26 protein-coding genes and 1 riboswitch are annotated in these 24,526 nt (G+C 73.4%); of the genes, 14 read left to right on the plus strand and 12 right to left on the minus strand.

The annotated features are described in order from the left end of the window. Complete coding sequence (locus ACIRO3_RS21795) at positions 1 to 798, minus strand: acetoacetate decarboxylase family protein (protein WP_365999755.1); 798 nt, start codon at positions 796 to 798, stop codon at positions 1 to 3. Between the two features lie 123 nt (positions 799 to 921). Here ACIRO3_RS21795 and ACIRO3_RS21800 point away from each other — a divergent pair, with 123 nt between their 5' ends. The 5 genes from ACIRO3_RS21800 to ACIRO3_RS21820 all read left to right on the plus strand — a co-directional run bounded on the left by ACIRO3_RS21800 (position 922) and on the right by ACIRO3_RS21820 (position 4,637). Beyond that, positions 922 to 1,638 carry a TetR/AcrR family transcriptional regulator gene (locus ACIRO3_RS21800; protein ID WP_404139169.1) on the plus strand — a complete coding sequence of 239 codons (717 nt, stop codon included), beginning with the start codon at positions 922 to 924 and terminating at the stop codon, positions 1,636 to 1,638. Positions 1,639 to 1,713: 75 nt separating this feature from the next. Then, complete coding sequence (locus tag ACIRO3_RS21805) at positions 1,714 to 2,691, plus strand: DEDDh family exonuclease (protein ID WP_361974603.1); 978 nt, start codon at positions 1,714 to 1,716, stop codon at positions 2,689 to 2,691. 64 nt (positions 2,692 to 2,755) lie between these two features. Beyond that, complete coding sequence (locus tag ACIRO3_RS21810) at positions 2,756 to 2,989, plus strand: hypothetical protein (protein ID WP_361775145.1); 234 nt, start codon at positions 2,756 to 2,758, stop codon at positions 2,987 to 2,989. A 93-nt stretch (positions 2,990 to 3,082) separates the two neighbouring features. Beyond that, a complete protein-coding gene (locus tag ACIRO3_RS21815; RefSeq protein WP_365999752.1) occupies positions 3,083 to 3,871 on the plus strand; it encodes an SURF1 family protein in 789 nt (262 codons plus the stop codon). Positions 3,872 to 3,881: 10 nt separating this feature from the next. After that, positions 3,882 to 4,637, plus strand: coding sequence for an SDR family oxidoreductase (locus ACIRO3_RS21820; protein ID WP_365999751.1), 756 nt, complete (start codon positions 3,882 to 3,884; stop codon positions 4,635 to 4,637). A gap of 69 nt (positions 4,638 to 4,706) precedes the next feature. Here the strand turns inward: ACIRO3_RS21820 and amaP are convergent, their stop codons facing one another. The 8 genes from amaP to ACIRO3_RS21860 all read right to left on the minus strand — a co-directional run bounded on the left by amaP (position 4,707) and on the right by ACIRO3_RS21860 (position 10,226). Beyond that, on the minus strand, positions 4,707 to 5,264 hold the full coding sequence (gene amaP / locus ACIRO3_RS21825) for an alkaline shock response membrane anchor protein AmaP (protein ID WP_361775137.1): 558 nt from the start codon (positions 5,262 to 5,264) through the stop codon (positions 4,707 to 4,709). Between the two features lie 4 nt (positions 5,265 to 5,268). Beyond that, positions 5,269 to 5,910, minus strand: coding sequence for a DUF6286 domain-containing protein (locus ACIRO3_RS21830; protein WP_404139175.1), 642 nt, complete (start codon positions 5,908 to 5,910; stop codon positions 5,269 to 5,271). After that, positions 5,808 to 6,185 (minus strand): hypothetical protein, encoded by a 378-nt coding sequence (locus tag ACIRO3_RS21835; protein ID WP_361775131.1) that lies wholly within the window; start codon positions 6,183 to 6,185, stop codon positions 5,808 to 5,810. The genes ACIRO3_RS21830 and ACIRO3_RS21835 overlap by 103 nt, the downstream gene beginning before the upstream one ends. A 7-nt stretch (positions 6,186 to 6,192) precedes the next feature. Beyond that, positions 6,193 to 6,378 carry a hypothetical protein gene (locus tag ACIRO3_RS21840; protein ID WP_361775128.1) on the minus strand — a complete coding sequence of 62 codons (186 nt, stop codon included), beginning with the start codon at positions 6,376 to 6,378 and terminating at the stop codon, positions 6,193 to 6,195. Between the two features lie 15 nt (positions 6,379 to 6,393). Then, the gene (locus ACIRO3_RS21845; RefSeq protein WP_361775125.1) at positions 6,394 to 6,825 is read right to left on the minus strand and encodes an Asp23/Gls24 family envelope stress response protein; all 432 of its coding nucleotides are present in this window, start codon (positions 6,823 to 6,825) and stop codon (positions 6,394 to 6,396) included. A gap of 250 nt (positions 6,826 to 7,075) precedes the next feature. After that, positions 7,076 to 7,855, minus strand: a complete 780-nt coding sequence (locus ACIRO3_RS21850) for an enoyl-CoA hydratase/isomerase family protein (protein ID WP_365999748.1) — start codon at positions 7,853 to 7,855, stop codon at positions 7,076 to 7,078. 175 nt (positions 7,856 to 8,030) lie between these two features. Further along, positions 8,031 to 8,252, minus strand: a complete 222-nt coding sequence (locus ACIRO3_RS21855; protein WP_005319113.1) for a helix-turn-helix domain-containing protein — start codon at positions 8,250 to 8,252, stop codon at positions 8,031 to 8,033. A gap of 375 nt (positions 8,253 to 8,627) precedes the next feature. Further along, positions 8,628 to 10,226 carry an ABC-F family ATP-binding cassette domain-containing protein gene (locus ACIRO3_RS21860; RefSeq protein WP_361775117.1) on the minus strand — a complete coding sequence of 533 codons (1,599 nt, stop codon included), beginning with the start codon at positions 10,224 to 10,226 and terminating at the stop codon, positions 8,628 to 8,630. 276 nt (positions 10,227 to 10,502) lie between these two features. Between ACIRO3_RS21860 and ACIRO3_RS21865 the strand changes: the two genes are divergently transcribed. After that, on the plus strand, positions 10,503 to 11,393 hold the full coding sequence (locus tag ACIRO3_RS21865) for a neutral zinc metallopeptidase (protein ID WP_404139181.1): 891 nt from the start codon (positions 10,503 to 10,505) through the stop codon (positions 11,391 to 11,393). Between the two features lie 111 nt (positions 11,394 to 11,504). Next, the gene (locus tag ACIRO3_RS21870; RefSeq protein WP_361775111.1) at positions 11,505 to 11,900 is read left to right on the plus strand and encodes a VOC family protein; all 396 of its coding nucleotides are present in this window, start codon (positions 11,505 to 11,507) and stop codon (positions 11,898 to 11,900) included. A 42-nt stretch (positions 11,901 to 11,942) separates the two neighbouring features. Here ACIRO3_RS21870 and ACIRO3_RS21875 read toward each other — a convergent pair whose 3' ends face one another. Beyond that, positions 11,943 to 13,418, minus strand: coding sequence for a hypothetical protein (locus tag ACIRO3_RS21875; RefSeq protein WP_404139184.1), 1,476 nt, complete (start codon positions 13,416 to 13,418; stop codon positions 11,943 to 11,945). Positions 13,419 to 13,535: 117 nt separating this feature from the next. Next, a complete protein-coding gene (locus tag ACIRO3_RS21880; protein WP_404139187.1) occupies positions 13,536 to 14,666 on the minus strand; it encodes an alpha/beta hydrolase family protein in 1,131 nt (376 codons plus the stop codon). A gap of 386 nt (positions 14,667 to 15,052) precedes the next feature. On the opposite strand from ACIRO3_RS21880, the gene ACIRO3_RS21885 reads away from it, so the two are divergent. From ACIRO3_RS21885 to ACIRO3_RS21915, 7 genes are all read left to right on the plus strand, one after another. Beyond that, on the plus strand, positions 15,053 to 16,333 hold the full coding sequence (locus ACIRO3_RS21885) for an inorganic phosphate transporter (protein ID WP_365999744.1): 1,281 nt from the start codon (positions 15,053 to 15,055) through the stop codon (positions 16,331 to 16,333). Between the two features lie 29 nt (positions 16,334 to 16,362). Next, complete coding sequence (locus tag ACIRO3_RS21890) at positions 16,363 to 16,584, plus strand: hypothetical protein (protein ID WP_053678577.1); 222 nt, start codon at positions 16,363 to 16,365, stop codon at positions 16,582 to 16,584. 143 nt (positions 16,585 to 16,727) lie between these two features. After that, a riboswitch (cobalamin riboswitch) is annotated at positions 16,728 to 16,814 on the plus strand. Positions 16,815 to 16,872: 58 nt separating this feature from the next. Further along, a complete protein-coding gene (locus tag ACIRO3_RS21895) occupies positions 16,873 to 17,832 on the plus strand; it encodes a cobalamin biosynthesis protein (RefSeq protein WP_404139191.1) in 960 nt (319 codons plus the stop codon). Continuing rightward, positions 17,829 to 19,388 carry a cobyric acid synthase gene (locus ACIRO3_RS21900; protein WP_361775099.1) on the plus strand — a complete coding sequence of 520 codons (1,560 nt, stop codon included), beginning with the start codon at positions 17,829 to 17,831 and terminating at the stop codon, positions 19,386 to 19,388. Before ACIRO3_RS21895 ends, ACIRO3_RS21900 begins: the two co-directional genes overlap by 4 nt. Before the next feature lie 94 nt (positions 19,389 to 19,482). Then, positions 19,483 to 21,621 (plus strand): putative cobaltochelatase, encoded by a 2,139-nt coding sequence (locus ACIRO3_RS21905; protein ID WP_361775097.1) that lies wholly within the window; start codon positions 19,483 to 19,485, stop codon positions 21,619 to 21,621. Continuing rightward, positions 21,621 to 22,220, plus strand: coding sequence for a cob(I)yrinic acid a,c-diamide adenosyltransferase (cobO, locus tag ACIRO3_RS21910; RefSeq protein WP_404139195.1), 600 nt, complete (start codon positions 21,621 to 21,623; stop codon positions 22,218 to 22,220). Before ACIRO3_RS21905 ends, cobO begins: the two co-directional genes overlap by 1 nt. Then, positions 22,214 to 23,692 carry a cobyrinate a,c-diamide synthase gene (locus ACIRO3_RS21915; RefSeq protein WP_404139198.1) on the plus strand — a complete coding sequence of 493 codons (1,479 nt, stop codon included), beginning with the start codon at positions 22,214 to 22,216 and terminating at the stop codon, positions 23,690 to 23,692. Before cobO ends, ACIRO3_RS21915 begins: the two co-directional genes overlap by 7 nt. A gap of 23 nt (positions 23,693 to 23,715) precedes the next feature. On the opposite strand, the gene ACIRO3_RS21920 is transcribed toward ACIRO3_RS21915, so the two are convergent. Further along, positions 23,716 to 24,465 carry a ZIP family metal transporter gene (locus tag ACIRO3_RS21920; RefSeq protein ID WP_404139201.1) on the minus strand — a complete coding sequence of 250 codons (750 nt, stop codon included), beginning with the start codon at positions 24,463 to 24,465 and terminating at the stop codon, positions 23,716 to 23,718. Positions 24,466 to 24,526 lie beyond the last annotated feature (61 nt).

Consider the following 24,526-nt stretch of genomic DNA (forward strand, 5'->3'; position numbering starts at 1 on the left):
TCAGACGCTGCCTTCCGGGGGGCCGTCCAGGATCTGCATCGGGTCGTCGTAGCGCTGGTGGACGTACGGGAGCAGGGCCTGGGCGCTGACCCGCTCGACGACCCTGCCCCGCTGGTCGGTGGTCTTCTCGCCGATGGTGATCTCCACCAGGCGGCGTACGGGAAGGTCCGCGATGGGGTCGTACATCGACTCGCGCAGCACCACGTCACCGGTGACGTGCTCCAGCTTGCGGACCTTCTCGTTGCGGGTGCAGTGCACCAGGACGGGTTCGACGTCGAAGCCCGAACCGTCCACGGCGGGCAGGAACTTGAAGTAGAAGTCGGTCTTGACGGTGGGTTCGGGCAGGGGCAGCGCGCGGTCCACCGCCCCGCGCACCTCGACGAATGCGATCCCGTGCCGGGCGAGGGCGGCCCGTACGACGAGCCCGTCCCGCTCGACGGTGACCTCGCCCAGCTTCTTGGGCTCCCCGAACACCTCGCGGCCGCCGACCAGGGCGCGCTCGTGCGTCATCGGCATGACGAGCGGGTACCAGCCCTCGACTTCGCCGTGCCGGGCGGCGACGGCCACCGAGCCGGCGCCGAGCGGGTAGCCGGGCAGGTCGACCTTGCTGATGTTGGCCCGTACCAGGGGCCGCTCGGCCGGCTTGAGCGGTGGCGGCAGGACGGCCGCGACCACGTCCGCGTCGCTCTCCCAGACCGCCACCACCCCGGTGGACCAGATGTCCGGGAGCCTGGAACTCTTCTCGCGCGACGCCGCGATCTCCGCCTCGGTGCGCGCTCCGTACCGTACGCGTGCCATGGGTGTACCACCCTTCGCTGGGTTTCCCGGGGGTTCTGTAACACAGTTACACCGCCGACGATGAAGGGTAAAGACCCACGCACGCATCAGAACTGACGGCTCGACAGATTGGCGGCCTGCCCCATGGCCCGAAACCCGCTGACCCGCGAGGAGGTGGTGGAGGCGGCCGCCTCGCTGGTCAAACAGCACGGCCCGGCGGCCCTCACCATGCGCAAACTCGCCGCGGAACTGGGCACGGCCGTCACCTCCATCTACTGGCACGTCGGCAACCGCGAATCACTGCTCGACGCCCTCGTGGAGCGGACCGTCCGGGACATGGGCGCGATCCTGCCCCGCGCCCCCTCCGGGGGAACCGGAGCGGGCCGCGCCCCGGCCGACCGGATCCTCTCCGTGGCCCGGACACTGCGCCGGGAACTGCGCGAGCGCCCGCACCTGATCGCGATGGTCCACGAACGCGGCCTCACCGAGCGGATGTTCCTGCCCGCCCAACAGGCCCTGGTCCACGAGGTGCACGCCGCCGGCCTGCGCGGGGCGCGGGCCGCCGACGCGGTGCGCGCGATCCAGTTCCAGATCGTCGGCTTCCTGCTCGTCGAGCGCAACCGCGAGCGCTCGCCCGCCCAGTCCCCCGCGGAGAGCGAGCTCTGGGACCCCGCCGACGCCCCCGACGACCCGGCGCTCGCCCGGGCCCTGGCCCGCCCGGCGGACCCGGAACGGCTGTTCCTGCTCTCGGTACGGGCCCTCGTGGGCGCGCTGCTGTCCCCGCCACCGGACCCGACACCGGACCCGACGCCCGACCCGACGCCCGACCCGCCGTCGGCGCGAACGGCCGGCGGCGGGTGACCTCGTCGCGGCCCGGGGCCGGCGGCCGGGGTACCCCGTCGGGGCCACGGGTGTCAGTCGGGGCCGATATCCTCTGTGACCATGCTCGACGACCGTACGACCGCAGAGACGATGTGGCCGACCGCGTACCCACAGGGGTACGCGGTCGTCGACGTGGAGACCACCGGGCTCGCTCGCGACGACCGGATAGTGTCCGCGGCCGTCTACCGGCTCGACGCCCAGGGCAATGTGGAGGACCACTGGTACTCGCTGGTCAACCCGCGCCGGGATCCCGGCCCGGTCTGGATCCACGGTCTCACCAGCGCCATGCTCCAGGACGCGCCGCTCTTCGAGGACATCGCCGAGGAGTTCGCGGGTCGCCTCGCGGACCGGGTGCTCGTCGCCCACAACGCCGTCTTCGACTGGCAGATGATCGCCCGGGAGTACGCGCGGGCCGCCGCGACGGCGCCCGTCCGCCAGCGGCTGTGCACCATCGCCCTGTCGAAGGAACTGAACCTGCCGCTGCCGAACCACAAGCTGGCGTCCCTCGCCGCGCACTTCGGCGTGGTCCAGCAGCGCGCCCACCACGCGCTCGACGACGCGCGGGTGCTCGCGGAGGCCTTCCGTCCGTCGCTGCACGCGGCGGCGCGGGACAACGTACGGCTGCCCCTGCTGGAGTGCCGCCCGTTGACGGAGTGGTCGGACACGCCGGCCGCGCCCCGGGTCGGGTACCAGGGGCCGTTCGGCGCGACCAGTTGGCGGGCCTCCCGCAAGCGGCCCGCGTGCCCGTACCCCAATCCCGGGCGGTTCGAGGACGGCAAGCCGCTCAAGCAGGGCATGCGGATCGCGTTCTCCGGGGACACCTCCGTGGACCGGGAGCTGCTGGAGGACCGGGCGATCGAGGCCGGCCTGCACGTCGCGACGAGTGTGTCGCGGCTCACGAGCCTGCTCGTCACCAACGACCCCGACTCCTCGACCTCGAAGACGGTCAAGGCGAAGTCCTTCGGCACCCCGGTCGTCGACGAGGTCGCCTTCACCCACCTGCTGCGGGACGTGGCTGCGGCAGACGGGTGAGCGTCGGGCGACTCGCCCGGCGCCCTCCTTCCCGCTCCGCCCGTCCGGTTCCACCCTGTGGCGCATGGCACGTTGTGAGGTCTGCGGAAACGATTACGGGATGTCTTTCGAGGTGCACGCGCAGGGCGCGGTGCACGTCTTCGACTGCTTCTCCTGCGCCATTCACCGCATGGCGCCCATCTGCGAGCACTGCCGGGTCCAGATCATCGGGCAGGGCGTCGACGTCGAGGGGCAGTGGTACTGCGGGGCGCACTGCGCCCGCGCGGCCGGAAAGGCGGGCATCGTCGATCGCGTCTGACTCCCCGTCGTCCCCCGACCCGTCGTTCCCCGACCCGCCCCGGACGGCCACCCGGCCGCCGGGGTCTTCCCGGCTGGGGGTACCGTCGTGGGCGTGTACCGCTTTGTACTGACCCGGCAGTGGGTGTGCCTGACCCTCATCGCCCTCGCCCTCGTCCCCGCGATGATCGAGCTGGGCTTCTGGCAGTTCCACCGCCATGAGCACCGGGTGGCGCAGAACGAGCTGATCGCGAGGAACCTGTACGGGAAGCCGGTGCCCGTCACCGAGCTCACCTCCCCCGGTCACACCGTCCCCCGGGCCGACTACTGGCGCGCGGTCTCCGCCACCGGCACGTACGACTCGGCGCACGAGGTCGTGGTCCGGCGGCGGACCAGCAACGACGACAAGGTCGGCTTCCACGTCATCACCCCGCTGGTGCTGCGCGACGGCCGGGTCGTCCTGGTCAACCGCGGCTGGGTGGCGGGCGGCGACGACGCGCGCGCCTACCCCCCGGTGCCGGCCGCGCCCACGGGCGAGGTCACGGTCACCGGACGGCTGAAGGCCGACGAGACGAGCGGCGACAGCGGGATCAGGGACCGCAAGGGGCTGCCGGACCGCCAGGTGATGCTGATCAACAGCACGCGGCAGGCGGAGTCCCTGGGAAAGCCCGTCCTCGGCGGCTACCTGGAACTCACCGCGCCGGTCCCGGCGAACGGCGGCCCGGAGCCGGTGGGCGACCCCGACCACGAGTCGATCGGCGCGCACATGGCGTACGCGGTCCAGTGGTGGATGTTCACGGCCGGGGTGCCGGTGGGGTGGGTGATCCTGGTGCGCCGGGAGAAGCGGGACCGCGCGGAGGCGGCGGCGAGGGCCTCCTCGGAATCGGTGCCCGCTCCGGCGTAGCGTGTCCGGCATGGATCTTGGACTGAAGGACCGTGTCTACGTCGTCACCGGAGCCACCCGCGGGCTGGGCTTCGCCTCCGCGCGCGAGCTGACCGCCGACGGCGCGAAAGTCGTACTGACCGGCCGTGACGCGGGGCGCGCGGCCGAGGCCGCCGCCTCCCTGGGCCCGAACGCGGTGGGCGTGGCGGCGGACAACGCCGATCCGGCGGCGGCCGCCCGCCTCGTCGCCGAGGCCCGGGAACGCTTCGGGCGCCTCGACGGCGTCCTGATCAGCGTGGGCGGCCCGGCCCCGGGCACCGCGGCGGACAACACCGACGAACAGTGGGCCGCGGCCTTCGAGTCGGTCTTCCTGGGCGCGGTCCGGCTCGCGCGCGCGGCGGCGGCCGAGCTGGGCGAGGGCGGCGTCATCGGGTTCGTGCTGTCGGGCTCGGTGCACGAGCCGATCCCCGGACTGACGATCTCCAACGGGCTGCGGCCGGGGCTGGCCGGCTTCGCGAAGTCCCTGTCGGTGGAGCTGGGCCCGCGCGGGATCCGGGTGGTCGGGCTGCTGCCGGCCCGGATCGACACGGACCGGGTACGGGAGCTGGACGCCCTGTCCGGCGACGCGGACGCCGCCAGGGAGGCGAACGAGTCCCGCATCCCGCTGCGGCGTTACGGCACTCCGGAGGAGTTCGGTCGCACGGCGGCGTTCCTGCTGTCCCCGGCGGCTTCGTACCTGACGGGCGTCATGCTGCCGGTCGACGGAGGCTCCCGCCACGGCTTCTGACCCGGCCACGGCTTCTGACGACTGCTTGGCGGGCACGGCTCGCGCCGCTCCGCCCGCGCGGCTCGGGTCTCAGGTGACCCGGGCCGCCCGGTGCGAGCCGACCTTGAGCCGGGCCTCCGCGGGGAGTTCGGGAAGGCCGGCCGAGGCCCGGGCGCGGGCGAGGACCGGCCCGGCGAGTCCGGCCAGGGCGTCGGCCGGGACCGCGTGCGGCTCCAGCTCCATCGCGACCCGCAGGCTCGGCGTCTCCCGCCGCCCGCGCAGCGCGACCCGGCAACGGGCGACCCCGTCGAGGGCGCCCGCCTCGGCGGCCACCGCCGACTCCAGCGCCCGCCCGCGCAGCAGCGCGTACGCCCCGTCCCCGGTGTCCACGAGCACGGCGTCCAGGCGTGACCTGCGCAGTTGTGCCAGCAGCCACCACAGGGCGAGCAGCACGCACAGGCCCAGCGCGGCGATCACCGCCCACCACCACCAGCCGTCCGCGTGCCAGTACCGGCGGCGGACCTCCGCCGTCAGGAGCGGCGCGTGCCGGCCGCCGAACGGCCAGGATCCGGTCAGCACCGAGATCCCGGCCGCCAACAGCACGGCTCCGATGATGGCCAGCAGTACCCGGTTGACCGAGCCGAGCATCGCGTCACCCTTTCCGGTGGACCCGTACGCGGTGCCCCGGCTCGTGCACGAGGCCCAGTTCCTCGATGCCGACGGCGAGTACCGCGTCCAGGTCGGCCCGTACCTCGTCCAGCTCGCGGAAGTGCGAGGTGGCCCGGACCCCGATGCGGGACCGGCCCACCTTGACCCGGACGGAGTTCACCCCGGACACCTCCATGGCCCGGTCGCGCAGCACCAGCCCGGCCGCCTTGCGCCCCAGCCCGGCCCGCACCCCCGACTCCGGGGTGCGCATCTGCAGGATCCCGCGCAGCCCCGGGGTGAGGGCCAGCACCAGCAGGACCGCCCCGGCCAGCGCCACCACCCCGGCGCCGACGAGGACCTCCGGGTCGGCGGGGGTGTACTGCTCCAGTTGGCGGGTGAGTTCTCGGCGCCAGCTCATGCCGGGCCGGTGGGCGCGGACGGCCGCCAGGTCGTACAGGAGGACTCCGGCCGCGCCGAGCACCGCCAACGCGGTCAGCGCGGCCGGGATCCGGCGCGCGGAGCGGAACCGCCGGGCGCCCGCCGTCACCGCAGCCGCCGGTCCCGCCCGGCGGCGGCCGGGCGGATGTGCTCGGGGTGCAGGTGCTCGATCTCGACGGCCACCTCGGGCACCGTCATCGACGCGCACTGTTCGATGCGTTCGGTCACCCGCCGGCGGACGGCCGCGCTCTGGGCGGCGACGTCGGACGGGTAGGGCAGTTCCAGGCTCACCCGTACGCGGGCGATGTCGTGGTGCACGGTGACGGTCGCGTGCGGGGGCGCCGCCGCGTCAGCCTCGGCGACCAGCGCCTCGCGTGCGGCCTGCGCCGCGATCTTGGCGACGACCCGGTCCGCGATCCGGGTGGATCCCCGTTCGGCGGCGGGCGCCGGGGGCGGCGTGGTCCGCGGGGCGGCGGCGCTCATCGGGGCCTCACCTGCGCCGGTCGTCACGTGGACGGAACAGGTCGCCGAGTTCGAGGTCCCCGTCGAAGAAACGGCCGGCGACGAAGCCGATGGCGCCGAGGGCTGCGACCAGCAGAAAGGCCCCGAAGCCGCCGAAGTAGCCGGCGAACCCCAGTCCCATGCCGGCCAGCAGGCCGGCAACCGCCATGCTCATGCGGGCTCCTCTCGGCTAGTGGAGCCTGGATTCCGGCTCGTCGTCTTCCTCGTCGGGCAGCTTGACGTCGCTGACCGCGATGTTGACCTCGACGACCTCCAGGCCCGTCATCCGCTCGACCGCCGAGATGACGTTCTCACGTACGGCCCGGGCCACGTCGCGGATCGACACGCCGTAATCGACGACGATCTCCAGATCGAGGGCGGTCTGGACCTCGCCGACCTCCGCCTTGACGCCCCGGGACACGGAGGCCTTCGCCCCGCCGGGGACGCGGTCGCGGACGGCCCCGAAGGTACGGGAGAGGCCGGTGCCGCTGCCCATCGCGTGGACGCCGACCACCTCGCGGGCGGCCAGTCCGGCGATCTTCTCGACCACCCCGTCGGCGATGCTGGTACGGCCCCGTTCGCCCGGGTCCCGGTGGGAACCCCCTGCTGTGGATTCGGTCATCGTGTGTCCCTTCGCGCTCGCGGACTCCCGACCACGGTAAGGGCGAGGGCGCCCCGCCGCCCCGTGGACTGGGCCGATCGATCCGCCCCCCGGCCGTCTGCCCGCCTCCCCCGGCGCCAACCGACCCGGCCGCGACCGGTTGTGACCCGGCGCGCCGCGGGCCACACGCAGGCGGGGCCCGGTCCCCCCGCGCGCACGGCGCCGGTGCGCGAGGGGTCCGGGCCCCGCCGGGGCATGGAGGGGTTCGGGGTCAGTCGGAGAGCCCCGCGAGGTCGCGCAGACGACGTGCCTGCGCAGCGCGCTCCGCGGTGCGCTGGGCGTCGTACGGTCGGGCCGCGGCATCCCGGAGCAGGGCCTTGGTCTCGATGACCGCGTCCCGCGGCGGGGCCAGCAGTGCGATGCTCAGGTCCTTGACGGCGGCGTCGAGCTCGTCGACGGGGACCACCAGGTTCGCGAGGCCCACCCGCTCGGCCTCCTCGGCGTGCACGGAGCGTCCCGTCGCGCAGATCTCCAGCGCGCGGGCGTAGCCGACGAGCGAGGTCAGCGGCTGGGTGCCGGCCAGGTCGGGCACCAGTCCCAGGCTGGTCTCGCGCATGGCGAACTGCACGTCGTCCGCGACGACCCGCAGGTCGCACGCGAGCGCGAGCTGGAAGCCGGCGCCGATCGCGTGCCCCTGCACGGCGGCGACGGAGATGATGTCGTTGCGCCGCCACCAGGTGAATGCCTCCTGGTACTCGGCGATGGTGCTGTCGAGCAGTTCGTCCGAACCGCGCGCCAGGTCAAGGAAGGACGGCTCACCCTCGAAGCCTTCAGGGGTGAACGCCTGACGGTCGAGCCCTGCGGAGAAGGACTTGCCTTCGCCGCGCAGCACGACGACCCGAACGGTGCCCGGCAGCGACCGTCCGGCCTCCGTCAACGCCCGCCAGAGCGCGGGGGATTGAGCGTTTCGCTTGGCCGGATTGGTCAGAGTCACCGTGGCGACCGTGTCGTCGACGGTGAGCCGTACGCCGTCCTTGTCGAGCAGAGCCATGTCGGTGCCTCCGGTGTGTAGTCGGCCGCGAGCCCGGCCTAAGTGACTGCACAGTAACCACCCAGCCGACCACATGACCGACCGGGGGGTCACCGAAGGAACCGTCAAAGCCTCGGAACCGTTTGAGCAGAACGTCAAACGTCACGCATGGAGCTGTGGAGCGTCTCCGGCCGGATCAGGCCGAGGCCGCCTTCTTGCCGCGCGTCGCGCCACCGCGACCACGCAGCACGACTCCGGACTCACTGAGCATCCGATGGACGAATCCGTACGACCGACCGGTTTCTTCGGCCAACGCCCGGATACTCGCACCGGAGTCATATTTCTTCTTCAGGTCTGCCGCGAGCTTGTCGCGCGCGGCGCCGGTTACCCGGCTGCCCTTCTTCAGAGTCTCGGCCACCCGTGCCTCCTCATGGGAAGTGCGCTCTGGACTTCTCATGATCACCCCTCCCACGCTTCCTGGCCACCCATTCAGCAAGGTCGGTGCGACGGCATTTCTCAAGGAGTGGACACGGCAGCAGAACGGAATCTTCTCTTCCGCTGCATGACCTCCGTCACATTCCTTCACCTCGGCCGGGAATCAGCAGGTCAGGGGCCCGGCGCGGAAAGACCAACGGCTCCGGCCACGTACCCGAGCGGGTACGGCCGGAGCCGTCGAACACCGTGCGACGGTATGAGACCGCCTCACTCAGATGATGGATCACACGTGGGCCGAATGATCCATAAGGAACTGGATCAACGAACCGGAACCCTCGGCGGGCTCGCGACACGCCGATCAGGCGAGGGCGACCAGGTCCCGGTAGTCCGGGCCCCACAGGTCCTCGACCCCGTCCGGCAGCAGGATGATCCGCTCCGGCTCCAGGGCCTCGACCGCGCCCTCGTCGTGCGTGACGAGGATGACCGCGCCCTTGTACGTGCGCAGCGCGCCCAGGATCTCCTCGCGACTGGCCGGGTCGAGGTTGTTGGTGGGCTCGTCGAGGAGCAGCACGTTCGCCGAGGAGACGACCAGCGTGGCCAGGGCCAGTCGGGTCTTCTCACCGCCGGAGAGCACGCCCGCGGGCTTGTCCACGTCGTCGCCGGAGAAGAGGAAGGAGCCGAGCGTCTTGCGGACGGCGACCAGGTCCAGGTCGGGCGCCGAGGAGCGCATGTTCTCCAGGACCGTGCGCTCCGGGTCCAGGGTCTCGTGCTCCTGGGCGTAGTAGCCCAGCTTGAGGCCGTGGCCGGGGACGACGGTGCCGGTGTCCGGCTTCTCCGTGCCCGAGAGCAGGCGCAGCAGCGTGGTCTTGCCGGCGCCGTTGAGGCCGAGGATGACCACGCGGGAGCCCTTGTCGATGGCCAGGTCGACGTCGGTGAAGATCTCCAGGGATCCGTAGGACTTCGACAGGCCCTCGGCGGTGAGCGGGGTCTTGCCGCAGGGCGCCGGGTCCGGGAAGCGGAGCTTGGCGACCTTGTCGGAGACGCGGACGGCGTCGAGGCCCGCGAGCAGCCGGTCGGCGCGCTTGGCCATGTTCTGCGCGGCGACGGTCTTGGTGGCCTTGGCGCGCATCTTGTCGGCCTGCGAGTTCAGGGCCGCGGCCTTCTTCTCGGCGTTCTGGCGCTCGCGCTTGCGGCGCTTCTCGTCGGCCTCGCGCTGCTGCTGGTAGAGCTTCCAGCCCATGTTGTAGACGTCGATCTGGGAGCGGTTCGCGTCCAGGTAGAAGACCTTGTTGACGACGGTCTCGACCAGGTCGACGTCGTGGGAGATCACGATGAAGCCGCCGCGGTAGGTCTTCAGGTAGTCGCGCAGCCAGACGATGGAGTCGGCGTCGAGGTGGTTCGTCGGCTCGTCGAGGAGCAGGGTGTCGGCGTCCGAGAAGAGGATGCGGGCCAGCTCGACGCGGCGGCGCTGACCACCGGAGAGGGTGTGGAGCGGCTGGCCGAGGACCCGGTCGGGCAGGCCGAGGGCGGCCGAGATGGTGGCGGCCTCCGCCTCCGCGGCGTACCCGCCCTTGGTCAGGAACTCGGTCTCCTGGCGCTCGTACTGCTTCATCGCCTTGTCGCGGGTGCCGCCGGCGCCGGTGGCGATGCGCTCCTCGTTCATCCGCATCTTCTTGATCAGCACGTCGAGGCCGCGCGCGGAGAGGATCCGGTCGCGGGCCAGTACGTCGAGATCGCCGGTGCGGGGGTCCTGCGGCAGGTAGCCGACCTCACCGGATCGGGTGATCGTGCCGCCGGCGGGCTGGCCCTCGCCGGCCAGGCACTTGGTGAGGGTGGTCTTGCCCGCTCCGTTGCGGCCGACCAGACCGATGCGGTCGCCCTTGGCGACGCGGAAGGAGGCGGACTCGATGAGGATGCGGGCGCCGGCGCGCAGCTCGATGCCGGTGGCGGTGATCACGGAAATACTCCAGGGCGGTGGGGACGGCGGAAGGGGGGCAGGACGCGCGGGACTTCCGACGCCGCTAATCCGCGAGGAGATTTGCCATGGAGACATTCTAACGGGGGCGCGCAACCACTTTTCGGGCCGCCCGGCATCGATCACGCCGCACGACGGGCCCTCCCCCGCGTCCCCCGTTCGGCGCAGGGCCCACGTCGATCGTCCGGAGCGCGTATCAGGATGAAGGGGTTGATACTCGCCGCAGGGGCGGACACGTGGAATCGAGGGCGGTGCGGCATGCAGTTCGACGACAACGCCAATCTGGACACGTCCGAGGTCAAGGACGTGCGGGGCAGCCGCATCCCCGGCGGGAGGGCCACGGTCGGCGGCGGCATCGTCGGTCTCATCGCACTGATCATGGGGTTGCTCTTCGGTGTGGGCCCGGAGCAGCTGGGCCTGACCGAGGGCAGCCCCGAGCCGGCCGCCACCTCCTCCTCGGCGAGCCAGGTGCAGCAGGCCTGTCGCACCGGGCAGGACGCGAACACCCGCGAGGACTGCCGGCTCGTCGCGGTGGTGAACAGCACCCAGGACTTCTGGAAGCAGGAGTTCCAAAAGCGCGGCGGTCGGTACACCCCGGCCTCGACGGTGTTCTTCACCGGTCGCGTGAACACCGCGTGCGGCGTGGCCACCTCCGCGGTCGGCCCCTTCTACTGCCCGTCCGACCGGCAGGTCTACCTGGACCTCGGCTTCTTCGAGGAGCTCCGGACGAAGTTCGGCGCGACCGGTGGTCCCTTCGCCCAGGCCTACGTGGTCGCCCACGAGTACGGACACCACATCCAGAACCTGACCGGCACCCTGCAACGCGCCCAGGACGGCCGGCAGGGCGCGAACAGCAACGCGGTCAAGGTCGAGCTCCAGGCGGACTGCTACGCGGGGGTGTGGGCGCACAACGCGACGCGCACCCCGGACGAGTCCACCGGACGCCCGCTGATCACCAGCCTGACCGACGCGGACATCCAGGACGGCCTGGACGCGGCGGCCGCGGTCGGCGACGACCGGATCCAGGAGAAGTTCCAGGGGCGGGTCACCCCCGAGTCGTGGACGCACGGCAGCGCCGAACAGCGCCGGCAGTGGTTCTACCAGGGCTACCGGACCGGCGACATGGCCCAGTGCAACACCTTCCGCTGACTGTCGGTGGCGCCTGCCATGCTGTGTCGTGGGTCACATGAGCGGTCACCGGCCGGTGGCCGTTGGCCCGTCCACGCACGCAGGCGCACTGCACGAGAGGGAGTGATCGTCATGGCAGGTGTTCCGTCCGTCTACCCGACTCTGCTCTACCGCGACGCCAAGGCCGCGATCCAACTGTTGACGGAGGCGTTCGGGTTCACGCAGGTCGCGGTGTACGAGGGCGAGGACGGGGCCGTGATGCACGCGGAACTGTCCTACGGCAACGGCGCGGTGATGCTCGGCAGCAAGGGCCGCGGCGGACAGTTCGACAAGGTCATGGCGGAGGCCGGGCCGACCGGGGTGTACGTGGTCGTCGACGACGTGGACGCCCACCACCGCAGAGCCGTCGAGCACGGGGTGGAGGTCCTGATGGAGCCCACCGACCAGGACTACGGATCGCGCGACTACATGGCGCGCGACGCCGAGGGCAACGTCTGGAGCTTCGGGACGTACGCGCCGCAGATCTGACCCTGCGGCGCGTCCTTCCGGTCCGTCCTTGCCGTACCGGGCCTACGCCCCGCCGGTGTGGACCTGGAACGCGGCCCGCCGGACCGCCTTGGCCAGGGCCGGGTCGGGGTGGGCCGCGGCCAGCGCGACCAGGACCTGCACGGTGCGCGGGTGGCCGACCGCGCGGACCTCGTCCAGCAGTCGCGGGACCGTGGTGCGGACCGCCGAATCGAGGTGGCGGGCCAGCAGTTCGGCCTCGCCGTGGTCGGCGATGGCCGCCGCCGTGTCCACCCAGAGCCAGGTCGACTCCTCGGCGGTGAGCACGTCCTGGGCCTCGTCCGGGTCGACCCCGTCGTGCTCGGCGAGCCAGAGCAGGGCGTACGGGCGCAGCGCGGGTTCGCGTACGGCGGCGCGCACGTCGGGCTCGGCGGGGGCGCCGACCACGCGCAGGGCCTCGAAGGCGAGCCCGCGCGTCAGGGCGTCCTCGCCCCGGGCGGCCTGGAGGAGTTCGCCGACGGCGTGGCCGACGGGCCGGGCGGCGAGCCAGGCCCGGTACTCGGCGCGGGCGGGTCCCGGGGTGAGTCGGGCGCAGCCGTGCAGCATCGCGGCGGCGGACTGCTCGATGTTCCCGGCCGGGCTCTGCGCGGCGACGCAGATCTGTTCCAGCTTGACCCAGACGGCCCAGCTGCCGAGGGGGGTCAGGGTGGCCTGCGCGGGGCCGAGGGTGACGGCGTCCACGGCGGCGAGGCCGCCGAGCGCCCAGCGCAGCAGTCGGGCGAGCGGGACGGGCTGCGCGGGGGCTCCCGGTGCCGGGAGGCCCGCCTGCGCGGTCGCCGCAACCCGGTCCCCGTCGCCGTTCGCGTCGCCGTTGGCGTCGCCGTTCGCACAGGCCCCGTAGGGCACTTCGCAGCGCTCGTCGCGCAGTTCGGTGACGCGTTGGCCGAGCAGGTCCAGCAGGTCCGGGACGGTCACCGGGCCGGCGGACAGTTGGAGCAGCGAGAGCAGTTGGGGCATGGCCTCGACCACCTCCGCGACGACGGCGGGGGCGATGTCGGCGGGGGCCGGGTGGACGAGGGACCAGGCGTCGAAGAGGGCGACCCAACCGCGCAGCACGGCCGTGTCGTCGCGGTCCCAGGCGCGCAGCCGCCAGCCCGGCCGGGCGTGGCCGCCGTGCACCTCGATCAGGCCGGCGAGTCTGGAGCGGTCCCAGCCGACCCTGATCTGGCCGTGGGTCAGGTTCAGTTCCGCCGCGGCTCGTTCGACGTCGGCGGTCGAGAGCCCCGCCGCCGGTGCGGGCCGGCCCCCGTCGCCCGCCCCGAGGTGCAGCTCGGCCCAGCGGGCCAACCGCACCGCGTCGGTGAGGGAGGCCCGGGCCCTGTTGGCCAGGTCGGCCGTGGCGGGTGTGCCCGCCGGGGGCCGGGGGGCGGGTCGGGTTCGTCGGTCGGTCACCGCCTTGCGGGCCGCGGCCACGGAGCGCGGGGAGACGAGTCGGAGTCTGGAGTCGCGAGCCAACTGCTCATCAGGCTTTCGGGACGTCACGGAAGCAGTCTCGCCCGTCACTGGCCGAAAGCCCAAACGGAACCGGTCGTTACCGCCGGCCGTCGGGGGGATGGAACGGAGCAAACCGCCCTCCTCGCCCCGTCCGGCACACGCCCTTCACATGAGGGGGGTGAGGAAGCGGCGCAATGCCTCCTCGTAGCGGACGGGGTCGGCGTTCCACATCGCGCCGTGCGGGGCGTCGGGGACGGTGCGCAGGGCGACGAGGTCGGGTCGGGCGGCGGCGAGCCGGCGGGAGGGCTCCCAGGGGGCGAGCCGGTCGTCCGGGCCGTGGAAGATCAAGATGGGGACGCGCAGCGCGTCGGGGTCCGCGCCGGGGGCGCGTCGGTCGGCCCGCAGTCCGGCGCGGGCCTCGGCGGCCCGGACGGCGAGCGGGATCAGGGGTGCGGGGGTGCGCCGGGCGGCGGCCAGGCCCCGCAGGGTGGCGTGCCAGTCGAGGACCGGGGAGTCGAGCACCAGCCCGGAGATCCGGCCGGCCAGCGCCGACCGCTCGACGGCGCGCAGGGCCATGGCGGCCCCGGTGGACCAGCCGTGCAGGATGACGCGGCGGGCTCCGTAGCGCAGGGCGTAGCGGATCGCCGCGTCCAGGTCCCGCCATTCGGATTCGCCGAGGTGGCCGAGACCGTCCGGGGAGGCGGGGGCGCCGAGGTCGCCTCGGTAGGCGAGGTCGAGGACGGGGAGGTGGTGGCGGTGCAGGAAGGGCATGAGCGCCATCGGGTGTTCCCGGGTGGTGCCGAGTCCGTGCACGGTGATCACCCAGGTGTCCCGGGCCCCGGGGAGGAACCAGGCGGGCAGTGGGCCGAGCTCGCCGGGGACGTCCACGTCCGCGTGGTCGAGTCCCAGGGCGGTGCGCGGGTTGCCCACGTGCACCTGGGGGGTGAGGGTGACCCGGGTTCCGGGGTCGAGGCTGCCGTGGGTGACGCCGAGGAGCCGCCGCACGACGGTGTCCGGGGCGTGCGGGACGTCGGCGACGACCGGGCCGACCACCGCGTGCACCCCGGGCGCGTCCAGTCCGTACGTACCGGGGCGCAGGGAGGCGAGCGAGCGGGTCAGCGTGATCCCGTCGGCGGTCGTGGAGTGGACGCTGAGCCGGGGTCCGCCGGGGAGCGGGCGGCCGGGTCGGGGTCGCAGGGCCGCGTCGGCGGCGTACCGACCGGCGGCGACGGCTGCCGCGCCGGCGCCGATCAGGGTCGTGGTGACGGCCGCTGCCGTCGTCGTGGCGGTTCGCACCGCTCCAGTCTCGGGGCGTGCGGGCGCGGGGGCCACCGGAGGGGATGTCTCCGCTTTCGCCCCGGCAGGCTCCGCCTTCGTCCCGGCAGGCTCGGCGCGGCAATCGGAACCGGGATCGGAAGGAGAGGCCCGGGATACGTGAGGGAGTGATGTAGGTCTCTTCGGGGTCCGCCCGAGGGGAGCTCGCCCGACCGAAGGGCCCGCGCGCGGCAGCGTGTTCACCCCGCCCTGACGTGCATTAATCGACATATCTACGAAAGAATCGGGAGAAACGACCCGATCGAGCCGCGGCTTGATCCACCACCCGGTCCCATCCAGTTCATCTTCCGTTCACTCAGATTGCTTACGGTCGCCGAGCCACTGACGTCAAACAGAAGCCTGGGTAAATGGAGCACGTAACGCTTCTCCTCGGGATCGTGATCATCACCGCTCTCGTGTTCGACTTCACGAACGGTTTCCACGACACGGCCAACGCGATGGCCACCACCATCTCGACCGGCGCCCTCAAGCCCAAGACGGCGGTCGCCATGTCCGCCGTGCTGAACCTGGTCGGAGCCTTCCTGTCGGTGGAGGTCGCCAAGACGATCTCCAGCGGACTCGTCAACGAGAGCGGAATCCAGCCCGAAGTGATCTTCGCGGCGCTCGTCGGCGCGATCCTCTGGAACCTGGTGACCTGGTTGGTGGGTCTGCCCTCCAGCTCCTCGCACGCCCTGATGGGCGGCCTGATCGGTGCGGCCGTCGCCTCGGCCGGTCTCGGCGCCGTCAACGGCGGCGTGATCGTCACCAAGGTGCTGCTGCCCGCCATCGCCGCGCCGCTGGTCGCCGGCGCCGCCGCGATGCTGGCCACGAAGCTCTCGTACCGGGTCGGCAAGAACCTCGGCGAGAAGACCTCGACCAAGGGCTTCCGGGCCGGTCAGATCACCTCCGCCGGCCTCGTCTCGCTGGCCCACGGCACCAATGACGCGCAGAAGACGATGGGCATCATCACCCTGGCGCTCGTCGCCGGGAACGCCCTGCCCGCCGGGTCCAACCCGCCGGTCTGGGTCATCGTCTCCGCCGGTCTCGCCATCGCGATGGGCACCTACCTGGGCGGCTGGCGCATCATCCGCACCATGGGCAGCGGCCTGACCGACCTGCACCCGCAGCAGGGCTTCGCCGCCCAGACCTCGGCCGCCAGCGTCATCCTGGCCTCCTCGAACCTCGGCTTCTCCCTCTCCACCACCCACTCGTGCTCCGGCGCGGTCATGGGTGCGGGACTGGGCCGCAAGGGCGGTGTGGTCCGCTGGTCCACCGCCACCCGGATGTTCATCGCCTGGGGCCTGACCCTGCCGGCCGCCGCCCTCGTCGCCGCCGGCGCCGAGCTGGTCATGCGCACCGGTGACATCGGCGTCGCCGCCGTCGCGGTCTTCCTCGTGGCGTCCTGCTTCGCCATCTGGGTCATCTCGCGCCGCCAGGTCGTCGACCACCACAACGTCAACGCCGTGGAGCCCGCCGTCTCCGAGGTCGCGACCGAGGAGCCCGGCGTGGTCACCACGGCCATCGCGGCCGTCACCGTCCCGCCGACCGCCGCGGCCCTGGCCGCGATCGCCGCGGACGACGAGCTCCGGGCCACCATTCCGGCCGCCGCCGCTCCGGCGACCCCGTCGGCTCCGGCCGCCGCGGTCTGACCCCCGAGAACGACAGAGGAATCCGCAGTATGAAGATCGACTGGGCAGCACTCGGCTCCGTCTTCGGGGTCAGCCTCTCCGCCACCGTCGCCCTCGTGGCCCTCTTCACCCTGGGCCTGGTCGGCCTGTCCAAGCACGAGGCCGCCACCGAACAGGGCGGGGCCGCCACCCTGGCCCGCAGCGGCGCGTACGCGTGCTTCGCGCTCTGCGCCGCGGCCGTGACCTTCGGGATCTACCTGATCGTCAGCTGACGTCGCACGTCCGAAAGCTCCCTCCGGGTCCGTCCCGGGGGGAGCTTTCGCATGCCGTCGCCCCACACTCACCGCAGGTCAACAGCAAGTTGACGGGCGTTCCTGGGCCGTGGTGGACTGCCCGAGCCAATACGGCGGCATGGAGAGGAAGTCCGGTGCGAATCCGGCGCGGTCCCGCCACTGTCACCGGGGAGCGCACACCATCCGTGCGCCCCGGGAGCCAGGAACTCTCGCCGCCGGACACGTCGAACCAGGGCGCGGACCCTGAGTGAGGACATACCTGCCACCATGCGTGCCGATCGCGTTTTCGCGTACGGCGTCACGGCGGGCCTGATCGGCGACCGGATCCTCGGGGATCCGCGCCGCGGGCACCCCGTGGCCGCCTTCGGAAGAGCCGCCGCCTCCCTCGAACGCGCCCTGTGGCGCGACGACCGCGCCCGCGGCGTCGTGCACGCCCTGGTGTGCGTGGGGGGCGCGGCCTCCCTCGGCGCGCTGGGTTCACGCGCCGTGCGCTCCCGGCCCGCGGCCGCCCGTGTCGCCCTCACCGCCGTCGCCACCTGGGCCGTCGTCGGCGGCACCTCCCTCGGGCGGGAGGCCCGTGCCATCGGCGGGGCGCTCCGCGCCGGGGACACCGAGGTGGCCCGGGAACGACTGCCGCACCTGTGCGGGCGCGACCCGCAGGCCCTGGACGATCAGCAGATGGCCCGCGCGGTCGTGGAGTCCGTCGCCGAGAACACCTCCGACGCGGTGGTCGGGGCCCTGGTCTGGGGCGCCGTCGCCGGCGTGCCCGGGCTGCTGGCCTTCCGCGCCGTGAACACGCTGGACGCGATGGTGGGCCACAGGTCGCCCCGGCACCTGCGCTACGGCTGGGCCTCCGCCCGACTCGACGATTTGGCCGGCTGGCCGGGCGCCCGGTTGACGGCGTTGGCCGCGGTACTGGCCGGACCCGACCGGCGGGGCGCCGTGCGGGCCTGGCGCGCCGACGCCGCCGCGCACCCGAGTCCGAACGCGGGCCCGGTGGAGGCCTCCTTCGCCGGCGCGCTGGGCGTACGGCTGGGCGGCACCCTCGCGTACGGGGGCCGGGTCGAGCACCGGGCCGTGTTGAACGGCGCGGCGGGCAGGCCGGTGGAGGTGGCCGACATCGATCGCGCCGTACGGCTGTCGCGTCGGGTGACGTGGGTGGCGCTGGCCACGTGTGTGGCACTGCGGTGTGCGGTGTCGCGTCGGTTCGGGAGGGGAAGCGCGTGACGGGTACCAAGCGGGGCGGCGGTCTGCTGGTCGCCGGGACGACCTCGGACGCGGGCAAGAGCGTGGTCACCGCCGGCATCTGTCGGTGGCTGACCCGCCAGGGCGTCAAGGTGGCGCCGTTCAAGGCCCAGAACATGTCGCTGAACTCCTTCGTCACGCGGGAGGGCGCCGAGATCGGTCGGGCCCAGGCCATGCAGGCCCAGGCCGCCCGCGTGGAACCGACGGCGCTGATGAACCCGGTGCTGCTCAAGCCCGGCGGCGACCAGAGCAGCCAGGTGGTGCTGCTGGGCAAGCCGGTCGGCGAGATGAGCGCGCGCGGTTTCTTCGGGGGGCCCGAAGGGGCTTCCTCCGGGAAGCAGTTGCGCGGGGGGCGTCGGGAAGAGCTCCTCGGGGTCGTCACGGACTGTCTGGAGCAGCTCCGGGGCACGTATGACGCCGTGATCTGCGAGGGGGCGGGCAGTCCGGCCGAGATCAACCTGCGCCGGACCGACATCGTGAACATGGGCATCGCGCGGGCCGCGCGCTTCCCCGTGGTCGTGGTCGGCGACATCGACCGGGGCGGGGTCTTCGCGTCGTTCTTCGGGACCACGGCGCTGCTGTCGCCCGAGGACCAGTCCCTGATCGCGGGCTACCTGGTGAACAAGTTCCGCGGCGACGTGTCGTTGCTGGAGCCGGGCATGGAGATGCTGCGCGGGCTGACCGGTCGGGCCACGTACGGGGTGCTGCCGTTCCGGCACGGGCTGGGCATCGACGAGGAGGACGGCCTGCGGGTCTCGCTGCGGGGCGCGGTGCGCGAGTCGGCGGTGGCCCCGCCGGTGGGCGCGGACGTGCTGCGCGTCGCGGTGTGCGCGGTCCCGCTGATGTCGAACTTCACGGACGTCGACGCCCTCGCGGCGGAGCCGGGGGTGGTGGTCCGGTTCGTGGACCGGGCCGAGGAGTTGACCGACGCCGACCTGGTCGTCGTACCGGGCACCCGCGGCACGGTGAAGGCGTTGGCGTGGCTGCGGGAGCGGGGGCTGGCCGACGCGCTGGCCGCGCGGGCGGCCGAGGGCCGGCCGGTCCTGGGGATCTGCGGCGGGTTCCAGGTGCTCGGCGAGCACATCGAGGACGAGGTGGAGTCCCGGGCGGGCGCCGTCGACGGACTCGGCCTGCTGCCGGTGCGCGTCCGCTTCGCGCGGGAGAAGACCTTGGCGCGGCCGGTGGGGTCGGCGCTGGGCGAGGAGGTCTCGGGGTACGAGATCCACCACGGCGTGGCCGAGGTGCTGGGCGGCACCCCCTTCCTGGACGGCTGCCGGGTCGGCGAGGTGTGGGGTACGCACTGGCACGGCTCGCTGGAGTCGGACGGCTTCCGCCGCGCCTTCCTGCGGGAGGTGGCGGCCGCGGCCGGGCGGCGTTTCGTCCCGGCGCCGGACACCTCCTTCGAGACGTTGCGCGAGGAACAGCTCGACCTGCTGGGCGACCTGATCGAGGAACACGCCGACACGGACGCCCTGCTGCGGCTGATCGAGGGCGGGGCCCCGGCGGGTCTTCCCTTCCTGCCGCCGGGCGCCCCGTGAGGGGCGCGGGCTCCGCTCGGGCCGCACATCCGAGGGGCCGCCGATCCGGCGGCGCCGATGTCCATCGCAAGCCACTCGAAGGAGTGACCGTCTCATGAGCAGCGCCCACTTTCCGTTCTCGGCCGTCGTCGGGCAGGACGACCTGCGGTTGGCCCTGCTCCTGAACGCCGTGAGCCCGGCGGTCGGCGGCGTGCTCGTGCGCGGCGAGAAGGGGACCGCGAAGTCCACCGCCGTGCGCGCGCTCTCCGCGCTGCTGCCGCGGGTGGACGTCGTGCCCGGCTGCCGGTTCTCGTGCGACCCCGCCGCGCCCGACCCGGACTGCCCCGACGGCCCCCACGAGCCCGGTCCCGGCGGGGACCGGCCGGCCCGGATGGTCGAGCTGCCCGTCGGCGCCTCCGAGGACCGCCTGGTCGGCTCCCTCGACATCGAACGCGCCCTGTCCGAGGGCGTGAAGGCCTTCGAGCCCGGTCTGTTGGCCGACGCGCACCGGGGGATCCTGTACGTCGACGAGGTGAACCTGCTCCACGACCACCTGGTGGACGTGCTGCTCGACGCCGCCGCGATGGGCGCCTCGTACGTCGAGCGCGAGGGCGTCTCCGTACGGCACGCGGCCCGGTTCCTGCTCGTCGGGACGATGAACCCGGAGGAGGGCGAACTGCGCCCGCAGCTCCTGGACCGGTTCGGGCTGACCGTCGAGGTCGCCGCGTCGCGCGAGCCGGCGCAGCGCGTCGAGGTGGTGCGCCGGCGGCTGGCCTACGAGGACGACCCGGCCGGCTTCGCGAGCCGCTGGGCCGGTGACGAGCACGATGTGCGCGCCCGGGTGGTGGCCGCGCGGGCCCTGCTGCCGCAGGTCGTGCTCGGGGACACCTCGCTGTTGCGGATCGCCGCCACCTGCGCCGGTTTCGAGGTCGACGGCATGCGCGCCGACATCGTGATGGCCCGTACGGCCACGGCCCTGGCGGCCTGGGCCGGCCGGACCGACGTGGTCAAGGAGGACGTGCGGCAGGCCGCGCTGCTGGCGCTCCCCCACCGACGCCGGCGGGCCCCGTTCGACGCGCCCGGCCTGGACGAGGACAAGTTGGACCGGATCCTGGACGAGTTCCCCGACGACGAACCGGAACCCGAACCGGAGCCCGAGGGACCGGACGACCGCGGTCCCGAGGACGAGGGCCCGGACGACGGCGGGCCGGACGGGGGCGGCGGCGCGCCGCGGGGCGAGGGCCCCGGGGCGCCGGACTCCCCCGAGGCGCCCCGCACCCCGGAGACCTCCGACGCCGGGGAGGACCCCGGCGCGCCGGAGTCCGCCGAGGTCCCGGAGTCCCCGGCCCCGCAGGGCGGCGGCGCCCCGGAGCAGGCCGCGGTACGGGCCGCCGAGCCGTTTCGCACCAAGATGTTGAGCGTGCCCGGTCTCGGCGAGGGCGCGGCCGGCCGCCGCTCCCGGGCCCGGACGGCGCACGGCCGGACCACCGGTTCCCAGCGCCCCCGGGGGCAGTTGACGAAGCTGCACCTGGCCGCGACCGTGCACGCCGCCGCCCCGCACCAGAAGGCGCGCGGGCGCAGCGGGCGCGGGCTGGTGGTGCGCAAGGACGACCTGCGGCAGGCCACCCGGGAGGGCCGCGAGGGCAATCTGGTGCTCTTCGTGGTGGACGCGTCCGGTTCGATGGCCGCCCGGCAGCGCATGAGCGCGGTCAAGGGCGCCGTGCTGTCGCTGCTGTTGGACGCCTACCAGCGTCGGGACAAGGTCGGTCTGATCACCTTCCGGGGTGCGGGCGCCGAGCTGGCGTTGCCGCCGACGTCCTCGGTGGACGCGGCCGCGGCGCGGCTGGAGCAGTTGCCGACCGGGGGCCGTACGCCGCTGGCCGCCGGTCTGTTGAAGGCGCGCGAGGTGCTGCGCATCGAGCGGCTGCGGGACCCCTCGCGGCGGCCGTTGCTGGTGGTCGTCACCGACGGGCGGGCCACGTCGGCCGGCGGTCTGGGCGGAGACGCGCGCGAGTTGGCCGGGCGCGGGGCGCGGCTGTTGGCCGCCGAGGGGGTCACCTCGGTCGTCGTCGACTGCGAGAGCGGGCCGGTCCGGCTGGGCCTGGCCGGAGTGTTGGCCGCCGATCTGGGCGGGCCCGCGGTGAGCCTCGACGGGCTGCGGGCCGACAGTCTGGCGGGGCTCGTGAAGAACGTTCGTACATCGGTGGAATCCGCCCGGTCGCCCCAGGGCGCCGGCAACAGGAGGGCCGCGTAATGCCGCAGGGACAGCCGTCCGTCGTTCCGGACGACGGACTCACGACGCGCCAGCGTCGCAACCGCCCGCTCGTCTTCGTCCACACGGGCCCCGGCAAGGGCAAGTCGACGGCGGCGTTCGGGCTGGCGCTGCGCGCCTGGAACCAGGGCTGGCCGATCGGGGTGTTCCAGTTCGTCAAGTCGGCGAAGTGGAAGGTCGGCGAGGAGAACGCGCTGAAGGTACTGGGCGCCTCGGGCGAGGGCGGCTCCGTCGTCTGGCACAAGATGGGCGAGGGCTGGTCCTGGGTCCAGCGCGACGCGCAGCTCGACAACGAGCAGGCGGCCAAGGAAGGCTGGGAGCAGGTCAAGCGCGATCTGGCCGCCGAGACGCACAAGCTGTACGTGCTCGACGAGTTCGCGTACCCGATGCACTGGGGCTGGATCGACGTGGACGAGGTGATCGAGGTGTTGCGCGGGCGTCCCGGCACCCAGCACGTGGTGATCACGGGTCGCAACGCGCCGCGGGAGCTGGTGGAGTTCGCGGACCTGGTCACCGAGATGACCAAGGTCAAGCACCCGATGGACGCCGGCCAGAAGGGTCAGAAGGGCATCGAGTGGTGACGTCGCTCCCCATACCGCGCCTGGTCATCGCCGCGCCGTCCTCCGGCAGTGGCAAGACCACCGTCGCGACGGGTCTGATGGCGGCCTTCTCGCAGCGCGGTCTCGCCGTGTCCCCGCACAAGGCCGGGCCCGACTACATCGACCCGGGCTACCACGCGTTGGCCACCGGCCGGCCGGGGCGGAACCTGGATGCCTTCATGTGCGGGCCGGAGCTGATCGCCCCGCTGTTCGCGCACGGGGCGGCCGGGTGCGACCTCGCCCTGATCGAGGGCGTGATGGGGCTGTACGACGGGGCCGCGGGGCGCGGTGAGCTCGCCTCGACGGCGCAGGTCGCCAAGTTGCTGCGGGCGCCGGTGGTGCTGGTCGTGGACGCCTCCTCGCAGTCGCGGTCGGTGGCGGCGCTGGTGCACGGCTTCGCCTCGTTCGACCCGCAGGTGCGCCTCGGCGGCGTGATCCTCAACAAGGTCGGCTCCGACCGGCACGAGATCATGCTCCGGGAGGCCCTGGAGGAGGCCGGGATGCCGGTGCTGGGTGTCCTGCGGCGGGCTCCGCAGGTCGCGGCGCCCTCGCGGCACCTGGGGCTGGTACCGGTGGCCGAGCGCCGGGCCGACGCGGTGTCCTCGGTCGGGGCGCTCGCCGACCAGGTACGGGCGGGCTGTGACCTGGACGCGCTGATGGCGCTGGCCCGGACCGCGCCGCCGTTGGACGGCGAGCCCTGGGACGCCGGCGCGGAGGTCGCGTCGGTGTCGGGTCCGGCGCTGTCGGGTCCGGCGCTGTCGGGTCCGGCGGTGGACGGGGCGGTCGCGGGCGTCCGCGCGCGGACCCGGGGGGCAGGCCGGCCCGGCCGGCCCCTGGTCGCCGTGGCCGGCGGGGCCGCGTTCACGTTCTCGTACGCCGAGCACGCGGAGTTGCTCACCGCCGCCGGCGCCGAGGTCGTCACCTTCGACCCGCTGCGGGACGAGCGGCTGCCCGACGGGACCGCCGGGTTGGTGATCGGCGGCGGGTTCCCCGAGGTGTACGCGCCCGAGCTGTCCGCCAACGAGCCGCTGCGCGCGGCCGTCGCCGCCTTCGCCGCGGCCGGCGGGCCGGTCGCGGCCGAGTGCGCCGGACTGCTGTACCTCGCGTCTTCGTTGGACGGCAGGCCGATGTGCGGGGTGCTCGACGCGGACGCCCGGATGTCGGAGCGGCTGACGCTGGGCTACCGCGAGGCGGTGGCGGTGTCCGACAGCTCGCTCGCCGTGGCGGGGACCAGGCTGCGCGGGCACGAGTTCCACCGCACGGTCATCGAGCCGGGCGCCGGCGCCTCGCCCGCCTGGGGGTTCACGCATCCCGAGCGTCGCGTCGAGGGGTTCGTGCGGGACGGGGTGCACGCCAGCTACCTGCACACGCACTGGGCGGCGGCCCCGGCCGTCGCCCTGCGGTTCGCCGGGTCCGCCCGGCGGTTCGCGGAAGCCGCGGCGCCGGTCCGGTGACCTCGGTCCGCGAGCCGGTGGCCTCAGCCCGCGAGGCCGACCACGAGCCAGATGCCGGCCACCCCGCCCACCGTGCACATCAGCGTGGACAGGGCGGGGTGCTTGTGGTGCGCCTCGGGCAGGATCTCGGCGGCGGCCAGGTACAGCAGGACACCGCCGAAGAACCCGAGGTAGGCCCCGAGCGGTTCCTCCGGAAGGGTGAACAGCAGAGTGGACGCGGCGCCCACGACCGGCGCGACCGCGTCGGCGAACAGCATCAGCATCGCCTTGCGGCGGGCGTTCCCGTAGAGCCGGGTCAGGGTGTACGTGTTGAATCCGTCGGCGAAGTCGTGGGTGATGACGGCCAGCGCCACGGCCACCCCCATGCCGCCGCCGACCTGGAAGGCCGCGCCCAGCGCCACCCCGTCGGCGAGGCTGTGGCCGACCATCGCGGCGGCGGCGGTGAGGCCGACCTCCGGTACCCGGCCGCCGTGCTCGACGCCGGCGCCGTCTCCGTTCGCAGCGCCGTGCGCGTGCTGACGCACGGCCAGCAGGCGTTCCGCCACGTGCGCGACGAGGAAGCCGGTCACGAAGAGCAGCAGGGCGAGCGGCACGCCGAAGACCTCGCTGCCCGCCGCGCGCATCGCCTCCGGGAGCAGGTCCAGGCCGACCACGCCGAGCATCAGCCCGCCGGCCAGGCCCAGGACGAGGTGGCGGCGGTCGGTGACGCGTTGCGCCGTCCATCCGCCCGCCAGCGTCATCAGGAACGCGCCCAACGCCACGATCACCGCCATGTGCCCCTGGATACCGGGCGGGGGCGGCTCGCGCACTTCCGCTCGCGGGTGGCGGGCATCA

The organism is Streptomyces sp. NPDC102278 (assembly GCF_044766345.1).
Classification (GTDB): domain Bacteria; phylum Actinomycetota; class Actinomycetes; order Streptomycetales; family Streptomycetaceae; genus Streptomyces.